Here is a 19,321-nt window from a genome sequence, read left to right on the forward strand (position 1 = left end):
GCGATGAACCCGGCTTCGCGTCACGTCTCCCACACCGCCCGCGGCAGCGCATTGGCGGCCGTTGCGCTGCTCGTCGCCGGATGTGCGGTCGGGCCGGATTTCCGCACGCCGGACGCGCCGGCCACGCAGCGCTACACACGCGATGAAGCGCCCGCTGCGACGGCGGCGGCCAGCGGCCCGGCCGACCACGCGCAGACGTTCGCGCCGGCCGCGCACACGCTGCAACGCTGGTGGACGCGGTTCGATTCGGCGCCGCTGAACCGGCTCGTCGATACCGCGTGGCAAAACAGCCCGACGCTCGCCGAGGCCCGCGCACGGCTCGACGAAGCGCGACAGAACCATGCGGCGCAAGCCGGCTCGACGATGCTGCCGCGCGTCGACGCGAACCTGTCCGCCACGCGCCAGAAGGTCGACGTCGCCGCGTTCGGGCTGCCCGCCAACGTGCCGAATCCGGGGCCATTCACGCTGTACGATGCGTCGGTGAGCGTGTCGTACGTACTCGACGTGTTCGGCGGCAACCGGCGCGCGCTCGAAGCGCTGCGCGCCCAGGTCGACTATCAGGCATACACGCTCGACGCCGCGCGCCTGACGCTCGCGGGCAACGTCGTCGCGACCGCGATCCTGCGCGCGTCGCTCGCGCAGCAGATCGCGCTCACACGTCAGCTCGTCGACGCGCAGGCGCGGCAGTTGCGCATCGTCGAAGCGCGCTTCGCGGCGGGTGGCGTATCGCAGGCCGACGTGCATGCGCAGCGCACGCTGCTCGCGCAGACGCAGGCCTCGCTGCCGCCGCTCGCGGCGCGTTTCGCGCAGGCCGGCCACCGGCTCGCGATCCTGCTGGGCGCGCCGCCGTCCGACGCCGCATTGCCCGACCTCACGCTCGATGCGCTCGCGCTGCCGCACACGCTGCCGGTCGCGCTGCCGTCGACGCTCGCGCGCGAACGGCCCGACATCCGCGCGGCGGAGGCCGTGCTGCACCAGGCGAGCGCGAACGTCGGCGTGGCGACCGCGAACCTGTATCCGCGTTTTTCGATTTCGGCGGGGATCGGTTCGGAACGCACGCGCATCGCGGATATCGTGAGCGGGCTCAATGTCTGGAATGTCGGTCTCGGCCTGACGCAGCCGCTCTTTCACGGTGGCGAACTGCGCGCGAAAAAGCGCGCGGCCGAAGCCGCATACGACGCCGCGTTCGCAAGCTATCGGGAAACCGTGCTGCTGGCGCTCCAGCAGGTGGCCGACGCGATGCGTGCGGTCGAACACGATGCGGCGGAGCTGAAGGCACGAGACACGGCCGCACGGGAAGCGGCGGCCGGCAACGCGATTGCCGGCGACCGTTACGCGGCAGGCGGGATCAGCACGTTCGCGCTGCTCGATGCGCAGCGGCAGGCAATGCAGACCGCGCTCGACCGCACACGCGCGCAGGCCGACCGGCTTGCCGATACGGCGGCGCTGTTTCAGTCCCTGGCGGGGAACTGGTCGGACGATTCGGCCCGGTGACGATCGGGACGGCTTGCGCACACGTCGCCGGACGCTGCTCGGCCGACGACGGCACCCGCGCCACGCGTGCGGCGCGCAACCACGAAAAAAAACCGGCCCGAAGGCCGGTTTTTTTCATACCGCATGCCGTGAGCGGCGCTCGCGCGCCGCGCGACATCAGAAGCGGTGGATCAGGCCGACGCCTGCAGCGATCTGGTTCTGCTTCGAACCTGCGCCCACGCCGTCGCCGATCGACGTCGTTGCTGCCTGGATGCCGCCAGCCTTGTTGAGCGTGTTGCCGCTCGCGTGCTGGTAAGCCTCGACTGCATACAGGCCCGTGCGCTTCGACAGGCTGTAGTACTGCGACAGCGTGACTTGGTGGTACTTGGCTGCGCTCGCGACGCCGTTCGACTCCGTTGCCGCCGTGTACGAGTAGCCTGCCGCGAAGTCCCACTGCGGCGCTGCCTTCCAGTGCAGCACGGCGCCAGCCGTGTTGAAGATCGCCGTGTTGCGGAACGCCGAACCGACGCCCGGCACGTACTGGACGTTCGTGTACGACACGGACACGTCCCATGCCGGCGTGAACTGGTAGCCGGCCGTCACACCGAGGCGCTGCTGGGTTTGCGCCGTCTGGTAGCCGCTGTTGATCGCCGACACGGCCGGCTGGCCGCCGCTCGTGACCGTCGAGTTGTCGCCCCACACGCCGCCGCCGAGCGTCGAGTTGTTGACCTTCTGGAAGCCGACGGCGATGCCTGCCGGGCCGTTCAGGTACTGGATCGCCGCGCTCCAGGTCGAGCCGCGGTTGAAGCTGCCTGCCACGCCGCCGAGCGAGTACGAACCGCCGACCGTGAAGCCGTAGAACTTCGGCGACATGTAGACGAGCGAGTTGTTCGCGCGGTAGCTGGTGTCCAGCGAGTCGATATCGCCCGGGTGCGCGCCGTAGTAACCGGTCAGCCAGGTCGTCGGGCTATACGGCGACAGCAGCGTGTAGTACGCGGTGTACTGGCGGCCGGCCGTCAGCGTACCGTACGTCGCGTTGGTCAGACCGACCCACGCCTGACGCGTGAAGATGCCGTTCGCCCATTGCGACGAGCCGTTGTTCGCGTTGAAGCCGGCTTCCAACTGGAAAATCGCCTTCGTGCCGCCGCCGAGATCTTCGCTGCCCTTGAGGCCGAAGCGGCTGCCTGCCCAAATGCCGGTGGCCATCTGCACCTTCGAGTGACCGCCCGTGGTCGCGCCGACCGCCGACGAGTTGTTCTGCCAGGCGATGGCGTTATCGACGATACCGTACAGGGTCACGCTGCTCTGGGCGTGGGCGGCGGTAGCGGCTGCGAGACCCACTGCCGTCATGGCGAAAGCGACGCGCTTTTTCATTGATTCTCCGTCCTCAAAGAATGATTTCTTTTCTGGTGTGGTTTTATGACTGCCACATGTGCGAGTACATGCCGGAGCGATTCTGACGGATTACCAATCGTTTCCCAACATGTGCAGTCGGTCATCGTATGATCGACGCAACGCAGGGATTCACCAAACGGTTACATAACACCTGAAAACGCTTACGCGGCGGGCCTTTCCGGTATTTCCCGGTGAAAACCCTAGCTTTACATTTTTACTGGTGCATCGCGACCGTCCAATGTCGTCAGACGCCTTCGGCAACAACCTTCTTACAAATGCGCGACCGCGGCGGCTGCCACGATTCAACGCCGCCGCGCAGGATCGCTGACATTCATGACACCCACGTTTCGGAAAGCGAAATCGTGAAAACGTTTCAGTGCGTGTGGGGAGAATCGGACGGAAGCGGCCCGGCGAATGCGGGCCGAGAGGCGATGCCCGCGCCTGTCGCGCCGGCATCGTTCAGTGAGAATCAGCGCGCGGCCGGCTGCTCGATCCGCGCGTTCACCGCGTCGACGAGCGCGTTCATGCGCGCACGGATCGCCGCGTTCGAGCCCACGAGCGCGAGCGACGACGCCATGATCCGGTAGATCCGCTTGCGCGGCACCTTCGCCGGCCTCGCCGGATCGAGCCACGCGTCATGGCCGGCCAGCCGTTCGAGCGTTTCGAGGCCGATCATGATCGGCCACAGGCAAGCGAGCCGCAGACGCACGAAGCGGCGCGGAATCGCCAGCGTGTACCGGCACGCGTCGCGATACTGATCGAGCGCCACGCGCAGCAGGTCGACCAGCACGCTCCGCGCGCGCGCCGACGCGTCGGGCGACATCAAGTCGGCGACGCCCACGCTGCGCGCCGCCAGCACGTCGTCCGGCAGGTAGCAGCGGCCGATCCGCAGGTCCTTCGCGCAATCGCGCAGGATGTTGGTCATCTGCAGCGCCTTGCCGAAACGAATGCCCTTCTCGCGCATGTCCGCCAGGTCCCAGCCGCGCGCGGCCCGCGTGTGCGCGCCGGTCATGTCGGTCCAGAATTCGCCGACGCAGCCGGCGACCAGATACGTGTAGCGATCGAGCATGTCCCGGTCCGGCAGCGACGCGACCTCTCCCGACTGTTCGTCGGGGAACGTGCGCAGGTCGAACTCCATCCCCGACGTCAGCGTCGCGACGACCTTGCGGATCGATGCACGATCCGCTTCCGGCTGCGCGCGCAGCAGCGCGAGCATCGGCTGCATCGAGCCGAGCAGCACATGCTCGTGCGAATCCGTCTGCATCCGCGTCACGTCCTCCAGCGCACGCGACAGCGCCGCGCCGTCGCCGAGCCGCTCGACCTCGTCGCGCAGGTCGGTCAGCAGTGCCGCCCGGCGATCGGGCGCGACGAGTGCCGTGTCGGCGATCGTGTCGGCCGCGCGCGCGAGCAGGTAGGCCAGGCCGACCGGGTCGCGCATGCCGTCGGGCAGCACGCGCAGCGTCAGGTAGAAGGAGCGGGAAACGTTCTTCAGCAGGTCGCCGAGCAGGTAGGCGGGATCGGTATGAGTCGTCATGGGTCGGTAAAAATCGGCCGGCGCGGGCCCCGGACGCACACGGGCGCCGGGCGCCCGCGCCGGCCCGCGAGTCGCCGCATCGTCGCGCACGGGCGGGCGTCGGCCCGGCGCGGCGATGCAAAAGTCCCGCAAGTTTAGTGCATCCGGCGCGCCGGCTCCGGGCGACGGCCGGATCGCGCCGCTCGCACGGTCGCGCAATCCGCCCGTCCCGTGCGTCTTGCGCGGCAACACAAAAGAAAGGCGCAAGTAATACATATGTAATTATTCGATGCGACGATCGCGTCCCGTTCGATCCCGCGCGGCCCGCCGAGACAGGCCGCGCCGCCGGAACGACGTCCCTTTCACCGACTTCCGTTTCGAAGGTTCACCGACATGCTCTTCACGCGCCCGACCGCCCTGCGCTGCATCCCGTTCGCCTGTGCCGCCGCCCTCCTGCTCGCCGCCTGCGGCGGCGACGACGTGTCTGCATCCGACCCGACGCAGCCGATCTCCGCGAAGGTCCAGGTGGTCGGCCATCGCGGCGCGAGCGCGCTGCGCCCCGAACACACGCTCGCGTCGTACCGCAAGGCGATCGAGGACGGCGCGGACGTGATCGAGCCCGACCTCGTCTCGACTCGCGACGGCGTGCTCGTCGCGCGCCACGAGAATGAAATCTCCGGCACGACGAACGTATCGACGCTGCCGCAGTTCGCGAGCCGCAAGGCGACCAAGACGATCGACGGCGCGCAGCTGACCGGCTGGTTCACCGAGGATTTCACGCTCGCCGAGTTGAAGACGCTGCGTGCCCGCGAGCGCATTCCGCAGGTCCGCCCGGCGAACACTGCATACAACGACCAGTTCGAGATTCCGACCTTCGACGAGATCGTCGCGCTCGCGAAACAGATGTCCGCGCAGACCGGCCGCGCGATCCACCTGTATCCGGAAACCAAGCACCCGACCTACTTCCAGTCGGTCGGCCTGCCGCTCGAGGACCGTCTCGTCGATGCGCTGCTGAAGGATCCGTACACGGCACGCACGGCGACCGTCTACATCCAGTCGTTCGAGGTCGCGAACCTGAAGACGATCCGCAACCGGATCAAGTCGAGCCAGCCGAACTGGAAGCTCGTGCAGTTGATGGACGAAGCCGGCCAGCGTCCGTACGACTTCGTGAAGGCGAACGACAAGCGCACCTACGGCGACCTGTCGACGCGCGACGGAATGCGCGAGATCGCGTCCTATGCGAACGGTGTCGGCCCGTACAAGACGTCGATCATCGCCGTGGCCGCGGACGGCACGCTGCAGCAGCCGACGCCGTACGTGCGCTACGCGCACGAAGCCGGCCTCGTCGTGCATCCGTACACGTTCCGCCCGGAGAACAACTTCCTGCCCGCGTCGCTGAAGGACGGCGGCACGCCGGCCACGCGCAACACCGCGGGCTCGGTGCGCGAGATCCAGGCGTACCTGCGCGCGGGCATCGACGGCTTCTTCACCGACGATCCGGCCGTCGGCCGCACGGCCGTCGACACTTTCAAGCGGTGAGCGTACCGAACGCGTCGCATGCGGCATGCGATGCGCCGCTGAACGCGCGGCAACCGGGCGCGGCGCATGGCGTGCCGCACACCGGATGCCGCGTCGCGATCAGATCACGCGGAAGTGGTGCGTGCCGTCCCGCTTCAACTGGTCGACCAGCCCGTATTCCCAGTCGAGATACGCCTGCATCGCGGCGGCTGCGTTGTCCGTGCCTTCATACGGGCGCCGGTAGCGGTCGACGCGCGGCGACGCCAGATGCGTCTCGCCGTGCTCGAGCGGCAGCCCCGCGTCGATCCACGCGGCCGTGCCGCCGGTCAGCACCGAGATCGCTGCGGAAGGCGGCAGCAACGCGCGCGCGTCGTCCGCCGCGAACCGCGCGAGCAGGCTCGATCCGCACGTGAACACATAGCGCTTCGCCGGCGGAATCGCGGCGAGCGCGTCGCGCAACCGCGCGCGCACGACGAACCACGCGCCGGGAATATGCCGCTTCACGTAGTTCGCGCTGGTCGTCACGTCGACGATCGCGACCTCGCCCGGCCCCGCCTCCTTCAGCCAGCCCGCGAGCGTCGCGGGTGACACCTCGGCCACCTGCGGCGTCGCCGGCACGTCGCGCGGCGGCTGGCCGCGCTCGGTGAAGGCCGCCGTGCCGGCCGGCTCGATCACGCGCACGTCCCAACCCATCTGCGCGAGCCACGACGCGGTCATGTCCGCGCGCACGCCGTCGTCGTCGGCGAGCACGATGCGCGCGCCGCGCACGGCCGCGTGATGGTCGGTCTCCTGGACGAGCTGGCCGCCCGGCGTGCCCAGGAAGCCTGGCAGATGGCCGGCCTCGTATTCCTCCGGCGTGCGCACATCGAAGCGGTACAGCGTGCGGCCCGGCTCGTCGAGCGCGGCGACGTCCGCGAGCGCGATGCGCGGCACGCCGGCGCGCTCGGCCACCGCGCGCGCGGCGCGCCGGGCTTCCTCGCGCTGCGCGGGTTCGACGTCGTCGGGAAAGCGTCGCGCGGCGCCGTGCTCGAGCGCCTGGCCCGCGAGCGTCCAGCCGATCGTGCCGTTGCGCAGTGCCGCGACCGGGTTCGGCAGCCCTGCGTTCACGAGCGACTGCGTGCCGATGATGCTGCGCGTGCGGCCCGCGCAGTTCACCACGACCCGGGTCGCGGGGTTCGGCGCGAGCGCGCGCACGCGCAGCACGAGTTCCGCCCCCGGCACGCTCGTCGACGTCGGGATGTTCATCGTCTGATACTCGTCGAAGCGGCGCGCGTCGACGATCACGACGTCGGCCTTCTCGTCGATCAGCGCCTGCACTTCCTGCGCCGACAGCGACGGCGTATGGCGCTCGGCCTCGACCCATTCGCCGAACGACTTGCTCGGCACGTTCACGTCGATGAACAGCTCGCCGCCCGCGGCGAGCCAGCCCGCGAGACCGCCGTCGAGCAGCCGCACGTCGGTATAGCCGAGCTGCGCGAGCTTTGCGGCCGCGCGCTGCGCGAGATCCTCGCCGTCGGCTTCGCCGAACACGACGATCGGCGTGTCGCGGCGCGGAATGCGCGTCCACGCGTCGAGTTCGAGCTTCGACAGCGGAAAGTTCGCGGCCCAAAGCGGATGGCCCTGCGCGTATGGATCTTCCTCGCGCACGTCGATCAGCGCGAGCTCGTCGCGGGCCAGGAGTCGTGCGCGTACGTCCTGGTACGACGCGACGGGGAAACGGGAAGTGGAATCAACGGATTGCGTCACGATGTCTCTGTCGGATTCTGTCGAAGTCGGTGAAGAAAGCAAACGGAAAACGGATGAAGCTCAGGGCTGCGGGCGTGTGCGCTCGCAACGGGTTGCCCGCGACTTGCGGCGTCACACGTTCAATCACACGTTCGAATAGCCGGACACGAACGGCTTCACGGTGCCGTCGCCCAGGAACACCGCGCGCTCGACCTTGCCGATATTTGCGCCGTATACGTGGATGCTGATCGACACCTGGTCGGCGAGCGCGTTGGTCACGCGATGGACATCGCCGATGCGCGGCGACACGGCCTCCACATCGCCCGGCTGCAGTCGCACCGCATCGCCCGATGGCACCGGCTTGCCGGTCGCGTCGAACCTGTACGGCTGCGAAAACTCGCCGCCGCGCAGCATGCCGATCAGCCCCCACACCGTGTGATTGTGGATCGGCGTCGTCTGGCCGGGCCCCCACACGAAGCTGACGACGGAGAACCGTTCGTCGGGATCGAGATGCAGCAGGTACTGGCGGTAGCGCTCTGGATCGGGCTGCGCGAATGCGTCGGGCAGCCAGTCGTCGTGCGCGACGAGCGCGGCAAGCAGCGCGCCGCCCTCGTCGAGAATGCGCGCCTCGTTCGCGCCGGACGCGAGCAGCGCGCCCAGCCCGTCGACGAACGGACGCAGCGGCGTCTGATGCAACGAAAGCATACTCATCGGCTGCCTCCTCGAATATGATGGATCGTCATGATGCACCCGAAATACCATGCAGAACAAACATGAAAATTAGCGATATCGACGCTTTTGCAGCGGTCGTCCGCTGCCGGACGCTGAGCCAGGCCGCGGCCGAGCTCGGGATGACGCAGCCGGCGATCACGCGGCGCGTGCAGAATCTCGAGGAAGCGCTCGGCGCGACGCTGCTCGACCGCAACACGAAACCGCCGCGTCCGACCGACATCGGCCTGCAGGTGTTCGAGCAGTGCCGCGCGGTCCTGCGCGAGGTCGATGCGCTGCGCGAACTGACGGCCGGCCAGCGGCCGCCCGCCGGCGAATTCCGCGTCGGCCTCACGCAGGGCCTCGGCGAACTGATGCTGCCCGGCCTGATCGCACGGATCGCCGGGCAATGGCCCGCACTCGCCACGCAGGTCACGACCGCCTGGGGTGGCATGCTCGTCGAGCGCGTCGCGCGCCGGAAACTCGATGCGGCGCTGGTGTTTCTGGCTCGCGAGATGGTGCTGCCGCCGCACGTCGAGGGCGAGCGGCTGCTGGCCACCGGGCTCGTCGCGGTCGGCCGCAAGGGCGACTGGCCGCGCCGCAGTTACCGGCTCGCCGACTGCCATGCACGCGGCTGGGTGCTCAATCCCGACGGCTGCGGCTTTCGCGCGGGCCTGCGCCGCGCGCTCGACGCGCAAGGGCTGCCGATGCCCGTCGCGCTCGACGTGTATGGTCGCGACCTGCAATTGCAGAGCGTCGCGAACGGCGTCGGCATCGGGCTGATGCCGCTGCCGCTCGTCGAAGGCAGCCCGCTGCGCGACGCAGTCGACATCGTGCCGCTCGCCGATTTCAAGCCGCAGATCGATCTGTGGCTGCTGCACCGGCAGGACGCCGCGCGCCTCAAGGCGCCGCTCGCGGCCGTGGGCGCGCATGCGCGTGCGGCATTCGCGCTGCCCGAGGGTGCCGCCGCGCACGACGAGCCCGCTTGACCGAGGCCGGCGACGCCGGCACCGCCATGTCACGTTTGCGCCGACCGTCATGCGGTCCCGCTCACGCATCGCTTCGACCGGATGCCGGTGCGTCGCGTGACGTCCCGCCAGTCTCCGCGTTCGCGGTTGCGCTTCGTGCCGCGGCGTCGAGCGCCGCACGCCCGGCGGCAAGCGCGATCGCATCGTCCTGCGGCGTATGCACGCGGCCGCACAGCACGTCGCGATAATGACGTTCGAGCGGATTGTGGCGGCTCAGCCCGTGATTGCCCGACAGCTTCAACGCGTGCTCGACCGTGCGGATCGCCTGCTCCGTCACGGCTCGCTTGACGAGGCCGCTCGTCGTCACCGCCGGCGCGTCACCCGCATCGGTGCGCGCGATGTGCTCGTCGAGCAGCACGCGGTTCGCGTGCAACCACCCTTCGATCTCGCCGACGGCCTCCTGGATGCGCGGCAGCGTCGCGAGCGGGGCCCCGAGCCCGCTCGGCGCGCGCGTCGTCGCGAACGCGAGCAGCCAGTTGCGTGACGCGCGCGCCACCGCATCGTAGAGGCTGCCGAGCAGCGCGACCATCCACGCCTGCTGGTCGGCCTGCGCGTCGACATCCGCATGGCTCGCGGCCGATACGGCCCAAGCATCGGGCGCGCGCACGTCCACCGCATGATCGGCGGGCAGCCGCACGTCGTCGAACACGACCTCGTGGCTGCCCGAGGCGCGCAGGCCCAGGTGATTCCAGCTTTCGATCACGCGGATGCCTGCGTCGTCTTCCACATCGCGCTCGCGCCGCACGAGGAATACGCCGACACGCGGCTCGGGTTCGTCGGTGCGTGCCCACACGGCGAGCCAGCGCAGCGCCGGAATGCCGGTGCTGTACAGCTTGTGGCCGGACAGCCGCCAGCCGTCGCCGTCGCGACGCGCGATCGTTTCGGGCAGGCCGCCGCGCGACGGGGACCCGAGCGCCGGTTCGACGCGCAACGCGTTGATCAGCGCGCCTTCGGCGACCGCACTGTCGAACACCGCACGCCGCACGCGCGCGGGCCAGCGATTGTCCGCACGGCCGAGCGCGCGATGTTGCAGATACGTCATCGTCAGCACCAGCGCGGTCGCGGGATCGGCGCGGGCGACGGCGGCCACGATCCGGCTCGCCTGCGCGAGCGTCGCGCCCGCGCCGCCATGCTCGCGCGGCACGACCTGCGCGATCAGCCCGGCGCGATGCAGCCGCGCGAAGTTCTCGTGCGGGAAGCGGCCGTCGACGTCGTTACGGGCGGCGTCGGCGGCGAGTTCGGGCGCGAGGCGCTCGAGCAGCGCCGCGACGCGCGCATCGTCGGCAGGCAGGTGGCGCAGCGACGACTGCGGCGATCGCGGCGAGGAAGCGGCAAGGCTGGCGGACATCGGTACGGATTCCCTCGGTGACTGGGTAGCTGGCTAACGGATCGGCCGTCATGGCGGAGATCGATCGGCGGATGGCGCGGCGGCGCGTGAAGCCGGCGGCACCCGGTTGCGCACTCGCGTGCCGTGCCGGTTCGCGGACGTTTGCCGCGAACGCGTGTGCGCGCATCGGCATTCGCACCGCGCCGCGCATCCCGGAGCGCATGCCGATCCGGTTCCCGCCCGGCGCGAAAGCCCCGCCCGACACGTCCCCGACGCCCTTTCGACGCCATCGCGAGCCCACAGCGTATGCGCAACGCACACGCGGCCAAACCATGCAAATCTGATATTCAAATCGGGATTGATTATTTCCGTTCCGCATGATCCCGGCGGTAATCTCCGCTCCATTCCCGCCCCCGCCGTCCGTTGCCGGCCATGTGGGGCCGTCCTTGCATCGGAGACCCAGATGAGCGTCGAATTCATCGGCATGGTCCAGAGCCAGAAGCAGTCGGAAATCCATCCACCTGCCGGCCCCGTCGTCGACCCCGACTACGTGCGCGACTTCGCACGCGCACACGAAACGGCCGGCTTCGACCGGATCCTCGTCCCGCACCATTCGACCGGCCCGTCCGCGACGCTGACGATCGCGTTCGCCGCCGCCGCGACCGAGCGCATTCACTTCATGCTCGCGCATCGGCCGGGCTTCACCGCGCCGACGCTCGCCGCGCGGCAAATCGCGACCCTCGATCAGTTCAGCCGCGGCCGGCTCGCCGTGCACTTCATCTCCGGCGGCTCGGACAGCGAGCAGCAACGCGACGGCGACTTCCTCGACCACGACGCACGCTACGCACGCACCGACGAATATCTCGGCGTCCTGCGCCGCATCTGGACCGAAACGCAGCCGTTCGATCACGACGGCGCGCACTACCGCTTCACGCAGGGTTTTTCGGAAGTGAAGCCGTTCCAGCAGCCGCACGTGCCGATCTACTTCGGCGGCGCCTCGGAAGCGGCGCTGCAAGTCGCCGGCAAGCACGCGGACGTCTATGCGCTGTGGGGCGAATCGCTCGACCAGGTGCGCGACCTGACGACCCGCGTGCGCGCCGAAGCCGCGAAACACGGCCGGCAGGTGCGCTTCTCCGTGTCGTTCCGGCCGATCCTCGCGGCGACCGAAGACGAAGCATGGGCGCGCGCGCACCGGATCCTCGACGAAACGCGCCGGCTGCGCGCAGCGGCCGGCCTCGGCAGCGGCGGCCCGCAGCAGAGCGAAGGCGCGCGGCGCCTGCTCGCCGCGGCCGAACGCGGCTCGCGCGTCGACAAGCGGCTGTGGACCGAGATCGCGAAGCTCACCGGCGCGCGCTCGAATTCGACCGCGCTCGTCGGCACGCCCGAACAGGTCGCCGACGCGCTGCTCGACTACTACGACCTCGGCGTGACGACGTTCCTGATCCGCGGCTTCGATCCGCTCGAAGACGCGATCGACTACGGTCGCGAACTGATTCCGCGCGTGCGCAGCGCCGTCGCGGCACGCGACGCGGCGCGGCGCGCGGCCTGACGCAAAGGGAGACGCCGATCATGTCCGCCGTCCTGGCTTCGTCATCGCCCGTGCGCACCGCGTCGGGCCTCGTCCTCGCCGACACGCCGCGCCAGCATTTCTGGTTCGATCCGCCCGCGCCGCGCGTCGACGTCGCCGCTGAGCGCCGCCACCGGCAGGAGCGGCTCGCGGCCGCGTTCCGCCTGTTCGCGCGCTTCGGCTTCGCGTCGGGCCTCGCCGGCCACATCACCGCGCGCGACCCCGAACTGCCCGACCACTTCTGGGTGAATCCGCTCGGCGTGCATTTCTCGCGGATCAAGATATCGGACCTGCTGCTCGTCAACGCACGCGGCGAAACCGCAATCGGCAACCAGCCGCTGAACAAGGCCGCGTTCGCGATCCACGCGGCGATTCACGACGCGCATCCGCACATCGTCGCCGCCGCGCACACGCATTCGACCTACGGCAAGGCGTGGTCGACGCTCGGCCGCCCGCTCGATCCGCTGACGCAGGACGCGTGCGTGTTCTACGAGGATCACGCGCTGTTCGACGACTTCACGGGCATGGTCGTCGACACGAGCGAAGGCGCGCGGATCGCGGACGCGCTCGCGAAGCCCGACGGCACCACGCACAAGGGCGTGATCCTGAAGAACCACGGCATCCTGACGGCCGGCCCGACGGTCGAGGCCGCCGCGTGGTGGTACATCGCGCTCGACAACGCCGCGCATACGCAGCTGCTGGCCGAAGCGGCCGGCACGCCGCAACCGATCGATCACGCTACCGCGCGACACACGCATGGCCAGATCGGCGGCCCCGACGGCGCATTGCACGCGTTCGACAGCCTGTTCGCACGCGTCGTCGCCGACGAACCCGACCTGCTCGACTGAGCGCCCTTCCGCACGACCGGATCCGGAGACCACACGATGACCGAACCCACCGCACCCGCGCCGGCCGGCGCCCATGACGACAAGCGCCGCCGGCTGCTGCGCGCGGCCGGCGCCGCCGCGCTCGCCGCGCCGGCGATCACGCTCGGCCGCAAAGCATGGTCCGCACCGCCGCTGAAGAAGCTCACGTTCGCGTGGAACCAGAACGCGTTCTGCCTGACGCCGATCGTCGTCGCGCAGGAAAACGGCTTCTTCGAGAAGAACGGGCTGAAGGTCGAGCTGATCAACTACAGCGGATCGACCGACCAGTTGCTCGAATCGATCGCGACCGGCAAGGCCGACGCGGCGGTCGGGATGATTCACCGCTGGCTGAAGCCGCTCGAAGCCGGCTTCGACGTGAAGATCATCGGCAGCTCGCACGGCGGCTGCGTGCGGCTGCTCGGCGCGAAGACGGCCGGCGTGACGACGCTTCAGGCGCTGAAGGGCAAGACGGTCGGCGTCAGCGATCTCGCGGCGCCCGGCAAGCACTTCTTCTCGATTCTGCTCGCGAAGAACGGCATCGATCCCGAACGCGACATCACGTGGCGGCAGTATCCGGCCGATCTTCTCGGCGTCGCGGTCGACAAGGGCGAGATCCAGGCGATCGCCGACGGCGACCCGAATCTCTATCTGCTCGAAAAGCGCAGCAACGGCGCATATACGGAACTCGCGACGAACCTGTCCGGCGAATACGCGCGCAAGGTGTGCTGCGTGATCGGCGCGCGCGGCGACCTCGTGCGCAACGACCGGCCCGCGGCCGCCGCGCTCGCGCGCTCGATCGTGCAGGCAACCGAATACACGCACGACAACCCGAACGAAGCCGCGAAGGCGTTCGCGAAGTATTCGCCGAAGATCAATCCGGAAGATCTGCGCAAGCTGTACGCGACGCTGACCTACACGCACCACCCGACCAATGTCGACTTGCAGCAGGAAATCGCGTTCTACGCGGACGATTTCCGCGGGATCAGCGTGCTGAAGAAGAGCACCGACCCGCAGCGCTTCGCGCAGCAGGTCTATGCGAACGTGCTGGGGTGATGCGATGTCGACGATCGAACACGCGGCCGCCGCGCGCACCGCATCCGCATCCGCAACCGGCGGTACTGCCGCCGCGCCTGCCACGTCCCGCGCAGCATGCACGGCCTGCGACGCGACGCTCGCGGCCGAAGCCCGCCGTGCGCGTACCTGGTCGACCGGTGTCGTCGCGGCGCTCGCGTGGGCCGCGCTCGGCGCGGTGACTGACGTGTGGCCGAACCGCGTCGTCGGTTTCACCGACTGGGCATACACCGACACGTTCGGCATCGCCGCATGGGCGATGGCCGCGCTGCTGCTGGTCGCCGCGACGCTCGGCCATCGCGTGCCGGCCACGCGCGCGCGGCTTGCCCGCGTGCGCCCGGCCGGCCCGTGGCTCGTCGCACTGCCGCTCGTGCTAGCCGCGTGGGAAATCGTCACGGCCAAAACCGGCTGGCTGCCGACGCCGTTCTTCGCGCCGCCGCAGGCATTGATCGAGGTCTACGTCGACGACTGGCCGCGCCTCGCCGGCAGCGCCGGCAATACGCTGAAGCTGCTTTCGCTCGGGTTCGCGTATGGCGTCGCGGTCGGGTTCGCGGTCGGCGTATCGATCGGCTGGTCGCGCCGCATCGGCTACTGGGTGCATCCGGTGCTGCGCGTGCTCGGCCCGGTGCCGGCCACCGCGCTGCTGCCGCTCACGTTCTACTTCTTCCCGACGAGCTATTCGGCCGCCGCGTTCCTGATCGCGCTGTCGACCGGCTTCCCGGTCGCGGTGCTGACGTGGTCGGGCGTCGCGAGCGTGAACCGGCAGTACTACGACGTCGCGCGCACGCTCGGCGCGAACGCGCGCTTCCTGGTGCTGCGCGTCGCGATTCCCGCCGCGCTGCCGCATGTGTTCGTCGGCATCTTCATGGGGTTGAGCGCATCGTTTACGGTACTCGTCGTCGCCGAGATGATGGGCGTCAAGTCGGGGCTCGGCTGGTACCTGAGCTGGGCGCAGGGCTGGGCATCGTACGTGAACATGTACGCGGCGCTGGTCGTGATGGCGCTGCTGTTTTCCGGGCTGATCGCGCTGCTGTTCGCGGTGCGCGACCGTGTGCTCGCGTGGCAGAAAGGAACCGTCAAATGGTAAGCGCCGCCGTTCTCGAATCGTCCGCCTCCCCGGCACCCGCCACGCCCGATGCCACGGCGCCGCGCGGCGCGCGCATCGACGTCCGCCGCGTGAGCCATGCGTTCGACGGTCCCGGCGGCCCTCTGCCGGTGCTCGACGACGTCACGCTGTCGGTCGCGGCCGGCGAATTTGTCGCGCTGCTCGGCCCGAGCGGCTGCGGAAAATCGACGCTGCTGCGGCTCGTCGCGGGCCTCGACGCCGCGCGACAAGGCGGAATCGCGCAGGACGGCGTGCCGATCGAGCGGCCCGATCCGTCGCGCATCGTCGTGTTCCAGGATCCGACGCTCTACCCGTGGCGCCGCGTGCGCGCGAACGTCGCGCTCGGCCTCGAGGCGCGCGGCGTGGCTCGCACCGCGCAACATCGCGTCGACGATGCGCTCGCGCGCGTCGGGCTGCAGGAATTCTCGAACGTGTTTCCGCATCAGTTGTCGGGCGGGATGGCGCAGCGTGTCGCGCTGGCACGCGCGCTCGTCAACGATCCGCGCCTGCTGATTCTCGACGAGCCGCTCGGCAAGCTCGATTCGCTGACGCGATTGACGATGCAGGCCGAGTTGACCGCGCTGTGGCAACGCGATGGCTTTTCCGCGCTGCTCGTCACGCACGATGTCGAGGAAGCGCTGTTTCTCGCGCAGCGCGTGATCGTGTTCGGCCCGCGTCCCGCGCGGATCGTCGCGGAACTACGCGTCGACCTGCCCTATCCGCGCCATCGCGGTGACCCGCGTCTCGCCGAACTGCGCCACGAAGCGCTGCGGCATCTCGGACTCGATGCGAGCTGGTAGATGCCGAGTGCCGATGGCAGGATGGCCCGCGCACGGCAAAGGCCGCGCCGATGAATGCACCGCCGTTCGCCGACTGGGCGCTGCTGTTCCTGCAACTGCTGTATCGCGCGCAGATCGCGTTCGCCCGCGCGCTGCATGCGGCCGGTCTGACCGGGGATGCCGACGGACAGGCCGCGTGGCCCTGGGCACACCGGATCGCGCTCGAAACGCTGCGCATCGATGCCGGGCTCACGCGACAGCTTGCGTTCGCTTGCGCGGCAACCGCGTTCGCCGTGGCGCTGGGCGGCATCGCGCTCGTTTCGCGCAAGTGGCGGGCGGCATCGGCGATCGCCGCACTGGCCGTCGCGTGGTTCGCGCCGTGGCCGCCGGCATCGCTGTGGCTCGCACCCGCGGTGCCGACCAGTTTCCAGCGCAATCCGGCGCCGCTTTCCGTCGCGGACGTGACGCGCGGCGCGCACCTGTATGCGCGGCATTGCGCGGCATGTCACGGCGCGGACGGCCGCGGCGAAGGGCCGCTCGCGGCAACGCTCGCGCATTGGCCGCCGACCTTCGCGGGCGCGCTGCTCGCCCGCCGGCTCGACGGCGAACTGTACTGGCGCGTGCGACACGGTACGCACGACGCGCGCGGCGCGGCGTCGATGCCGGGCTTTGCCGCGACGCTCGGCCCGGCCGACACGTGGGCCGTGCTCGCTTACCTGAAGGCGCTGTCGGCCGGCAGCGGCGCACGGGCGGAAGGTGCGTGGCCCGTGCCCGTTCCGCTGCCCGCGCTCGACGTGCGTTGCGGCAGCGCCGCGCCGCAACCGCTCGAGCGCTGGCGCGAGGGCCAGCGCGTGCGCATCGTTGCGCTCGCGCCGGGCAGCGCGCCGCCGACGGAGGATCCGCGCTGGCAGACGCTGCTCGTCACCGTCGACGACACGCCCGCGCCACCGGCCCCCGGCCCGCGCGCGAACTGTGTCGCGTCGACGCCGGGTGCATGGCAAGCGTTCGCGACGATCGCCGGCGTGCCGCCCGAGACGTTCGGCGGCACGCAATTGCTTGCCGACCGGCGCGGCTGGCTGCGGGCGCGCGCGTTGCCGGGCAGCGCGGGCTGGTCGGCCGACGATTTGTTGTGCCGCTCGGATGCGACCGCCCGGCCGTCCGCCGCCCCCGCGAACGTCGATCCGCTGACCGCGCTGCTGCTGCGTGTGGACGCTGAACCCGTGCGCGACGTGCAGGCCGGGCTCCCGCATTGAATCCCTGAACCGTTTCCTCCGATCGACCGAACTTCACGATGAATCCGACCCGACGCCACTTTCTCGCGCAAGCGAGCGCCCTCGCCGCCGCCATCCTCGCCGTCGCGCCGACCGCATTGCACGCGCAATCGGGCACGCGAGCGCTGCTGCGTGCCGGCGACCAGAAAGGCGGGCTGCGCGCGCTGCTCGAAGCGGCCGGCGAACTGAACGGCCTCGCATACGACATCGCATGGACCGAATTCCCGGCCGCCGCGCCGCTGGCCGAAGCGCTGAACGCGGCGGCCGTCGACTGCGGACCGATCGGCGACGCACCGGTGATCTTCGCGCTCGCATCGGGCGCGCGCATCAAGGTGATCGGCGCGAACCGCTCCGACCCGTACGGCACCGCCGTGCTCGTGCGGCCCGACGCGACGCTGAAGGACGCCGCCGGCCTGAAAGGCAAGCGCATCGGCACCACGCGCGGCTCGATCGGCCATTTCGTCACGCTGAAGGCGCTCGACGCCGCAGGCCTGCCGCCCGACGCCGTATCGTTCCGCTTCCTGCCGCCGGCCGACACGATGCTTGCGCTCGCAACCGGTTCGATCGACGCGTGGGCGACGTGGGAACCCTATACCGCGCTCGCCGAAACGAGCGGCCGCGCGCGCGTGCTCGTCAACGGCCGCGGCCTGTGGTCGGGCCTCAGCTACGTCGCGGCGACCGACGCGGCGATCGCATCGAAGCGCGACGTGCTGCGCGACTTCCTCCAACGCGTCGTGCGCGCGCAGGCCTGGTCGTACCGGCACGTCGACGCGTATTCGGCGGCGCTCGCGCGCATCGTCGGCATCCCACCGGCGGCCGCGAAGCTGCAGTTCGAGCGCCGCAACACGCGCTGGCAGCCGATCGACGCGACGGTGATCGCCGGCCAGCAACGCACGGCCGACTTCTACCTGAAGGCCGGGCTGCTGCGCCAGCCGCTCGACGTGCGCACGACCTTCGACCTCGGCTTTCCGCTGGCGTGACCGGCCGTACGGCTCGGCGCGACGGCCTGCAACCGCCCAAACGGCTTTCGCATGATCTGGCACAATCGCGATTCGATCATCCCGCCTTCAGCCAGCGTCATGCCAGCCATTTCCGAACTCTTCGTCTATCCGATCAAATCCTGCGCCGGCATCGCGCTGTCGCGCGCGCAACTGCTCGAAACGGGCCTCGCGTACGACCGCCACTGGCTGATCACCACCCCGGACGGAATGATGATCACGCAGCGCACGCACCCGCGCCTCGCGCTGATCCGCACCGCGCTCGAGCACGATGCGCTCGTGCTGAACGCGCCGGGCATGCCCGAGATCCGCACGCCGCTCGACGGCGATGCGACACCCGCCACACCGAAGATGGCCGCGACCGTCTGGCGCGACACCGTCGACGCGATCGACACGGGCGCCGAGACGGCCGCGTGGCTCACCGAATTTCTCGGCGTGCCGTTGAAGCTTGCGCGCTTCGGGGCCGAGTCGCGCCGCGGCTGCAACCGCAAATGGACCGGCGACATCGACACGCACACGCAGTTCGCGGATGGCTATCCGCTGCTCGTGATCGGCCAGTCGTCGCTCGACGACCTGAACGCGAAGCTCGTCGCGAAAGGCGCGCCCGCAATCCCGATGAACCGCTTCCGCCCGAACATCGTCGTGTCGGATCTCGATGCGTACGAAGAAGATTTCGTCGAGCATCTCGACGCTGAAGGCGACACGCCCGTGCGCCTGCGCCTCGTGAAGCTGTGCACGCGCTGCCCGATGCCGACGATCGACCAGGTGACCGGCGCGCCGAACCCGGAATGGCCGCACGAGCCGACCGATACGATGCAGACCTATCGCGCGCATCCGAACTACGACGACGCGCTGACGTTCGGCATCAACGCGATCGTCGTCGAAGGCGCGGGCGCGTGGCTCGAGGTCGGGCAGTCGCTCGAAGCGGAGATCGGGTTCGGCGACTGAGCGGATCGGTCGAAACGGCGCGACGGCGT

The 19,321-nt window shown here is 69.7% G+C and carries 16 protein-coding genes; 11 read left to right on the forward strand and 5 right to left on the reverse strand.

Features of this window, described 5'->3' with window-relative positions; genetic code table 11:
* Nucleotides 1-3 precede the first annotated feature (3 nt).
* Nucleotides 4-1,494 carry an efflux transporter outer membrane subunit gene (locus ACV22W_RS01375; protein ID WP_448017391.1) on the forward strand — a complete coding sequence of 497 codons (1,491 nt, stop codon included), beginning with the start codon at nucleotides 4-6 and terminating at the stop codon, nucleotides 1,492-1,494.
* Between the two features lie 156 nt (nucleotides 1,495-1,650).
* On the opposite strand, the gene ACV22W_RS01380 is transcribed toward ACV22W_RS01375, so the two are convergent.
* Entirely contained in the window at nucleotides 1,651-2,847 is a 1,197-nt protein-coding gene (locus ACV22W_RS01380) for a porin (RefSeq protein ID WP_448017392.1), read from the reverse strand.
* A 490-nt stretch (nucleotides 2,848-3,337) separates the two neighbouring features.
* On the reverse strand, nucleotides 3,338-4,402 hold the full coding sequence (locus ACV22W_RS01385; RefSeq protein ID WP_448017393.1) for a phytoene/squalene synthase family protein: 1,065 nt from the start codon (nucleotides 4,400-4,402) through the stop codon (nucleotides 3,338-3,340).
* Between the two features lie 372 nt (nucleotides 4,403-4,774).
* Between ACV22W_RS01385 and ACV22W_RS01390 the strand changes: the two genes are divergently transcribed.
* Nucleotides 4,775-5,920 (forward strand): glycerophosphodiester phosphodiesterase, encoded by a 1,146-nt coding sequence (locus ACV22W_RS01390; RefSeq protein ID WP_448017394.1) that lies wholly within the window; start codon nucleotides 4,775-4,777, stop codon nucleotides 5,918-5,920.
* Between the two features lie 99 nt (nucleotides 5,921-6,019).
* Here ACV22W_RS01390 and ACV22W_RS01395 read toward each other — a convergent pair whose 3' ends face one another.
* Together ACV22W_RS01395 and ACV22W_RS01400 are read right to left on the reverse strand one after the other, a co-directional pair.
* Nucleotides 6,020-7,645 (reverse strand): rhodanese-related sulfurtransferase, encoded by a 1,626-nt coding sequence (locus tag ACV22W_RS01395; protein WP_448017395.1) that lies wholly within the window; start codon nucleotides 7,643-7,645, stop codon nucleotides 6,020-6,022.
* A 123-nt stretch (nucleotides 7,646-7,768) separates the two neighbouring features.
* On the reverse strand, nucleotides 7,769-8,335 hold the full coding sequence (locus ACV22W_RS01400; RefSeq protein ID WP_448017396.1) for a cysteine dioxygenase: 567 nt from the start codon (nucleotides 8,333-8,335) through the stop codon (nucleotides 7,769-7,771).
* A 62-nt stretch (nucleotides 8,336-8,397) separates the two neighbouring features.
* Between ACV22W_RS01400 and ACV22W_RS01405 the strand changes: the two genes are divergently transcribed.
* Nucleotides 8,398-9,321, forward strand: a complete 924-nt coding sequence (locus ACV22W_RS01405) for a LysR family transcriptional regulator (protein ID WP_448017397.1) — start codon at nucleotides 8,398-8,400, stop codon at nucleotides 9,319-9,321.
* A 61-nt stretch (nucleotides 9,322-9,382) separates the two neighbouring features.
* Here ACV22W_RS01405 and ACV22W_RS01410 read toward each other — a convergent pair whose 3' ends face one another.
* Nucleotides 9,383-10,708: an acyl-CoA dehydrogenase family protein gene (locus ACV22W_RS01410; protein ID WP_448017398.1), complete on the reverse strand. Its 1,326-nt coding sequence runs from the start codon at nucleotides 10,706-10,708 to the stop codon at nucleotides 9,383-9,385.
* A gap of 442 nt (nucleotides 10,709-11,150) precedes the next feature.
* Here ACV22W_RS01410 and ACV22W_RS01415 point away from each other — a divergent pair, with 442 nt between their 5' ends.
* The 8 genes from ACV22W_RS01415 (at nucleotide 11,151) to ACV22W_RS01450 (ending at nucleotide 19,292) form a co-directional block, all read left to right on the forward strand.
* Nucleotides 11,151-12,236: an LLM class flavin-dependent oxidoreductase gene (locus ACV22W_RS01415; RefSeq protein WP_448017399.1), complete on the forward strand. Its 1,086-nt coding sequence runs from the start codon at nucleotides 11,151-11,153 to the stop codon at nucleotides 12,234-12,236.
* 20 nt (nucleotides 12,237-12,256) lie between these two features.
* Nucleotides 12,257-13,102 (forward strand): class II aldolase/adducin family protein, encoded by an 846-nt coding sequence (locus ACV22W_RS01420; RefSeq protein WP_448017400.1) that lies wholly within the window; start codon nucleotides 12,257-12,259, stop codon nucleotides 13,100-13,102.
* A gap of 36 nt (nucleotides 13,103-13,138) precedes the next feature.
* The gene (locus tag ACV22W_RS01425; RefSeq protein WP_448017401.1) at nucleotides 13,139-14,173 is read left to right on the forward strand and encodes an ABC transporter substrate-binding protein; all 1,035 of its coding nucleotides are present in this window, start codon (nucleotides 13,139-13,141) and stop codon (nucleotides 14,171-14,173) included.
* Nucleotides 14,174-14,177: 4 nt separating this feature from the next.
* Complete coding sequence (locus tag ACV22W_RS01430; protein ID WP_448017402.1) at nucleotides 14,178-15,278, forward strand: ABC transporter permease; 1,101 nt, start codon at nucleotides 14,178-14,180, stop codon at nucleotides 15,276-15,278.
* Complete coding sequence (locus ACV22W_RS01435; protein ID WP_448017403.1) at nucleotides 15,272-16,096, forward strand: ABC transporter ATP-binding protein; 825 nt, start codon at nucleotides 15,272-15,274, stop codon at nucleotides 16,094-16,096. The genes ACV22W_RS01430 and ACV22W_RS01435 overlap by 7 nt, the downstream gene beginning before the upstream one ends.
* Nucleotides 16,097-16,146: 50 nt before the next feature.
* Nucleotides 16,147-17,328: a c-type cytochrome gene (locus ACV22W_RS01440; RefSeq protein WP_448017404.1), complete on the forward strand. Its 1,182-nt coding sequence runs from the start codon at nucleotides 16,147-16,149 to the stop codon at nucleotides 17,326-17,328.
* Nucleotides 17,329-17,366: 38 nt separating this feature from the next.
* Nucleotides 17,367-18,326, forward strand: coding sequence for an ABC transporter substrate-binding protein (locus tag ACV22W_RS01445; protein WP_448017405.1), 960 nt, complete (start codon nucleotides 17,367-17,369; stop codon nucleotides 18,324-18,326).
* Between the two features lie 99 nt (nucleotides 18,327-18,425).
* Nucleotides 18,426-19,292: an MOSC domain-containing protein gene (locus ACV22W_RS01450; RefSeq protein ID WP_059525223.1), complete on the forward strand. Its 867-nt coding sequence runs from the start codon at nucleotides 18,426-18,428 to the stop codon at nucleotides 19,290-19,292.
* Nucleotides 19,293-19,321 lie beyond the last annotated feature (29 nt).

The organism is Burkholderia sp. AW49-1 (assembly GCF_053427845.1).

Coding starts and splice junctions, on each gene's coding strand:
- ACV22W_RS01375 (WP_448017391.1), top strand. CDS start 4: ATGAACCCGGCTTCGCGTCACGTCTCCCACACCGCCCGCGGCAGCGCA.
- ACV22W_RS01380 (WP_448017392.1), bottom strand. CDS start 2,847: ATGAAAAAGCGCGTCGCTTTCGCCATGACGGCAGTGGGTCTCGCAGCC.
- ACV22W_RS01385 (WP_448017393.1), bottom strand. CDS start 4,402: ATGACGACTCATACCGATCCCGCCTACCTGCTCGGCGACCTGCTGAAG.
- ACV22W_RS01390 (WP_448017394.1), top strand. CDS start 4,775: ATGCTCTTCACGCGCCCGACCGCCCTGCGCTGCATCCCGTTCGCCTGT.
- ACV22W_RS01400 (WP_448017396.1), bottom strand. CDS start 8,335: ATGAGTATGCTTTCGTTGCATCAGACGCCGCTGCGTCCGTTCGTCGAC.
- ACV22W_RS01405 (WP_448017397.1), top strand. CDS start 8,398: ATGAAAATTAGCGATATCGACGCTTTTGCAGCGGTCGTCCGCTGCCGG.
- ACV22W_RS01410 (WP_448017398.1), bottom strand. CDS start 10,708: ATGTCCGCCAGCCTTGCCGCTTCCTCGCCGCGATCGCCGCAGTCGTCG.
- ACV22W_RS01415 (WP_448017399.1), top strand. CDS start 11,151: ATGAGCGTCGAATTCATCGGCATGGTCCAGAGCCAGAAGCAGTCGGAA.
- ACV22W_RS01420 (WP_448017400.1), top strand. CDS start 12,257: ATGTCCGCCGTCCTGGCTTCGTCATCGCCCGTGCGCACCGCGTCGGGC.
- ACV22W_RS01425 (WP_448017401.1), top strand. CDS start 13,139: ATGACCGAACCCACCGCACCCGCGCCGGCCGGCGCCCATGACGACAAG.
- ACV22W_RS01430 (WP_448017402.1), top strand. CDS start 14,178: ATGTCGACGATCGAACACGCGGCCGCCGCGCGCACCGCATCCGCATCC.
- ACV22W_RS01435 (WP_448017403.1), top strand. CDS start 15,272: ATGGTAAGCGCCGCCGTTCTCGAATCGTCCGCCTCCCCGGCACCCGCC.
- ACV22W_RS01440 (WP_448017404.1), top strand. CDS start 16,147: ATGAATGCACCGCCGTTCGCCGACTGGGCGCTGCTGTTCCTGCAACTG.
- ACV22W_RS01445 (WP_448017405.1), top strand. CDS start 17,367: ATGAATCCGACCCGACGCCACTTTCTCGCGCAAGCGAGCGCCCTCGCC.
- ACV22W_RS01450 (WP_059525223.1), top strand. CDS start 18,426: ATGCCAGCCATTTCCGAACTCTTCGTCTATCCGATCAAATCCTGCGCC.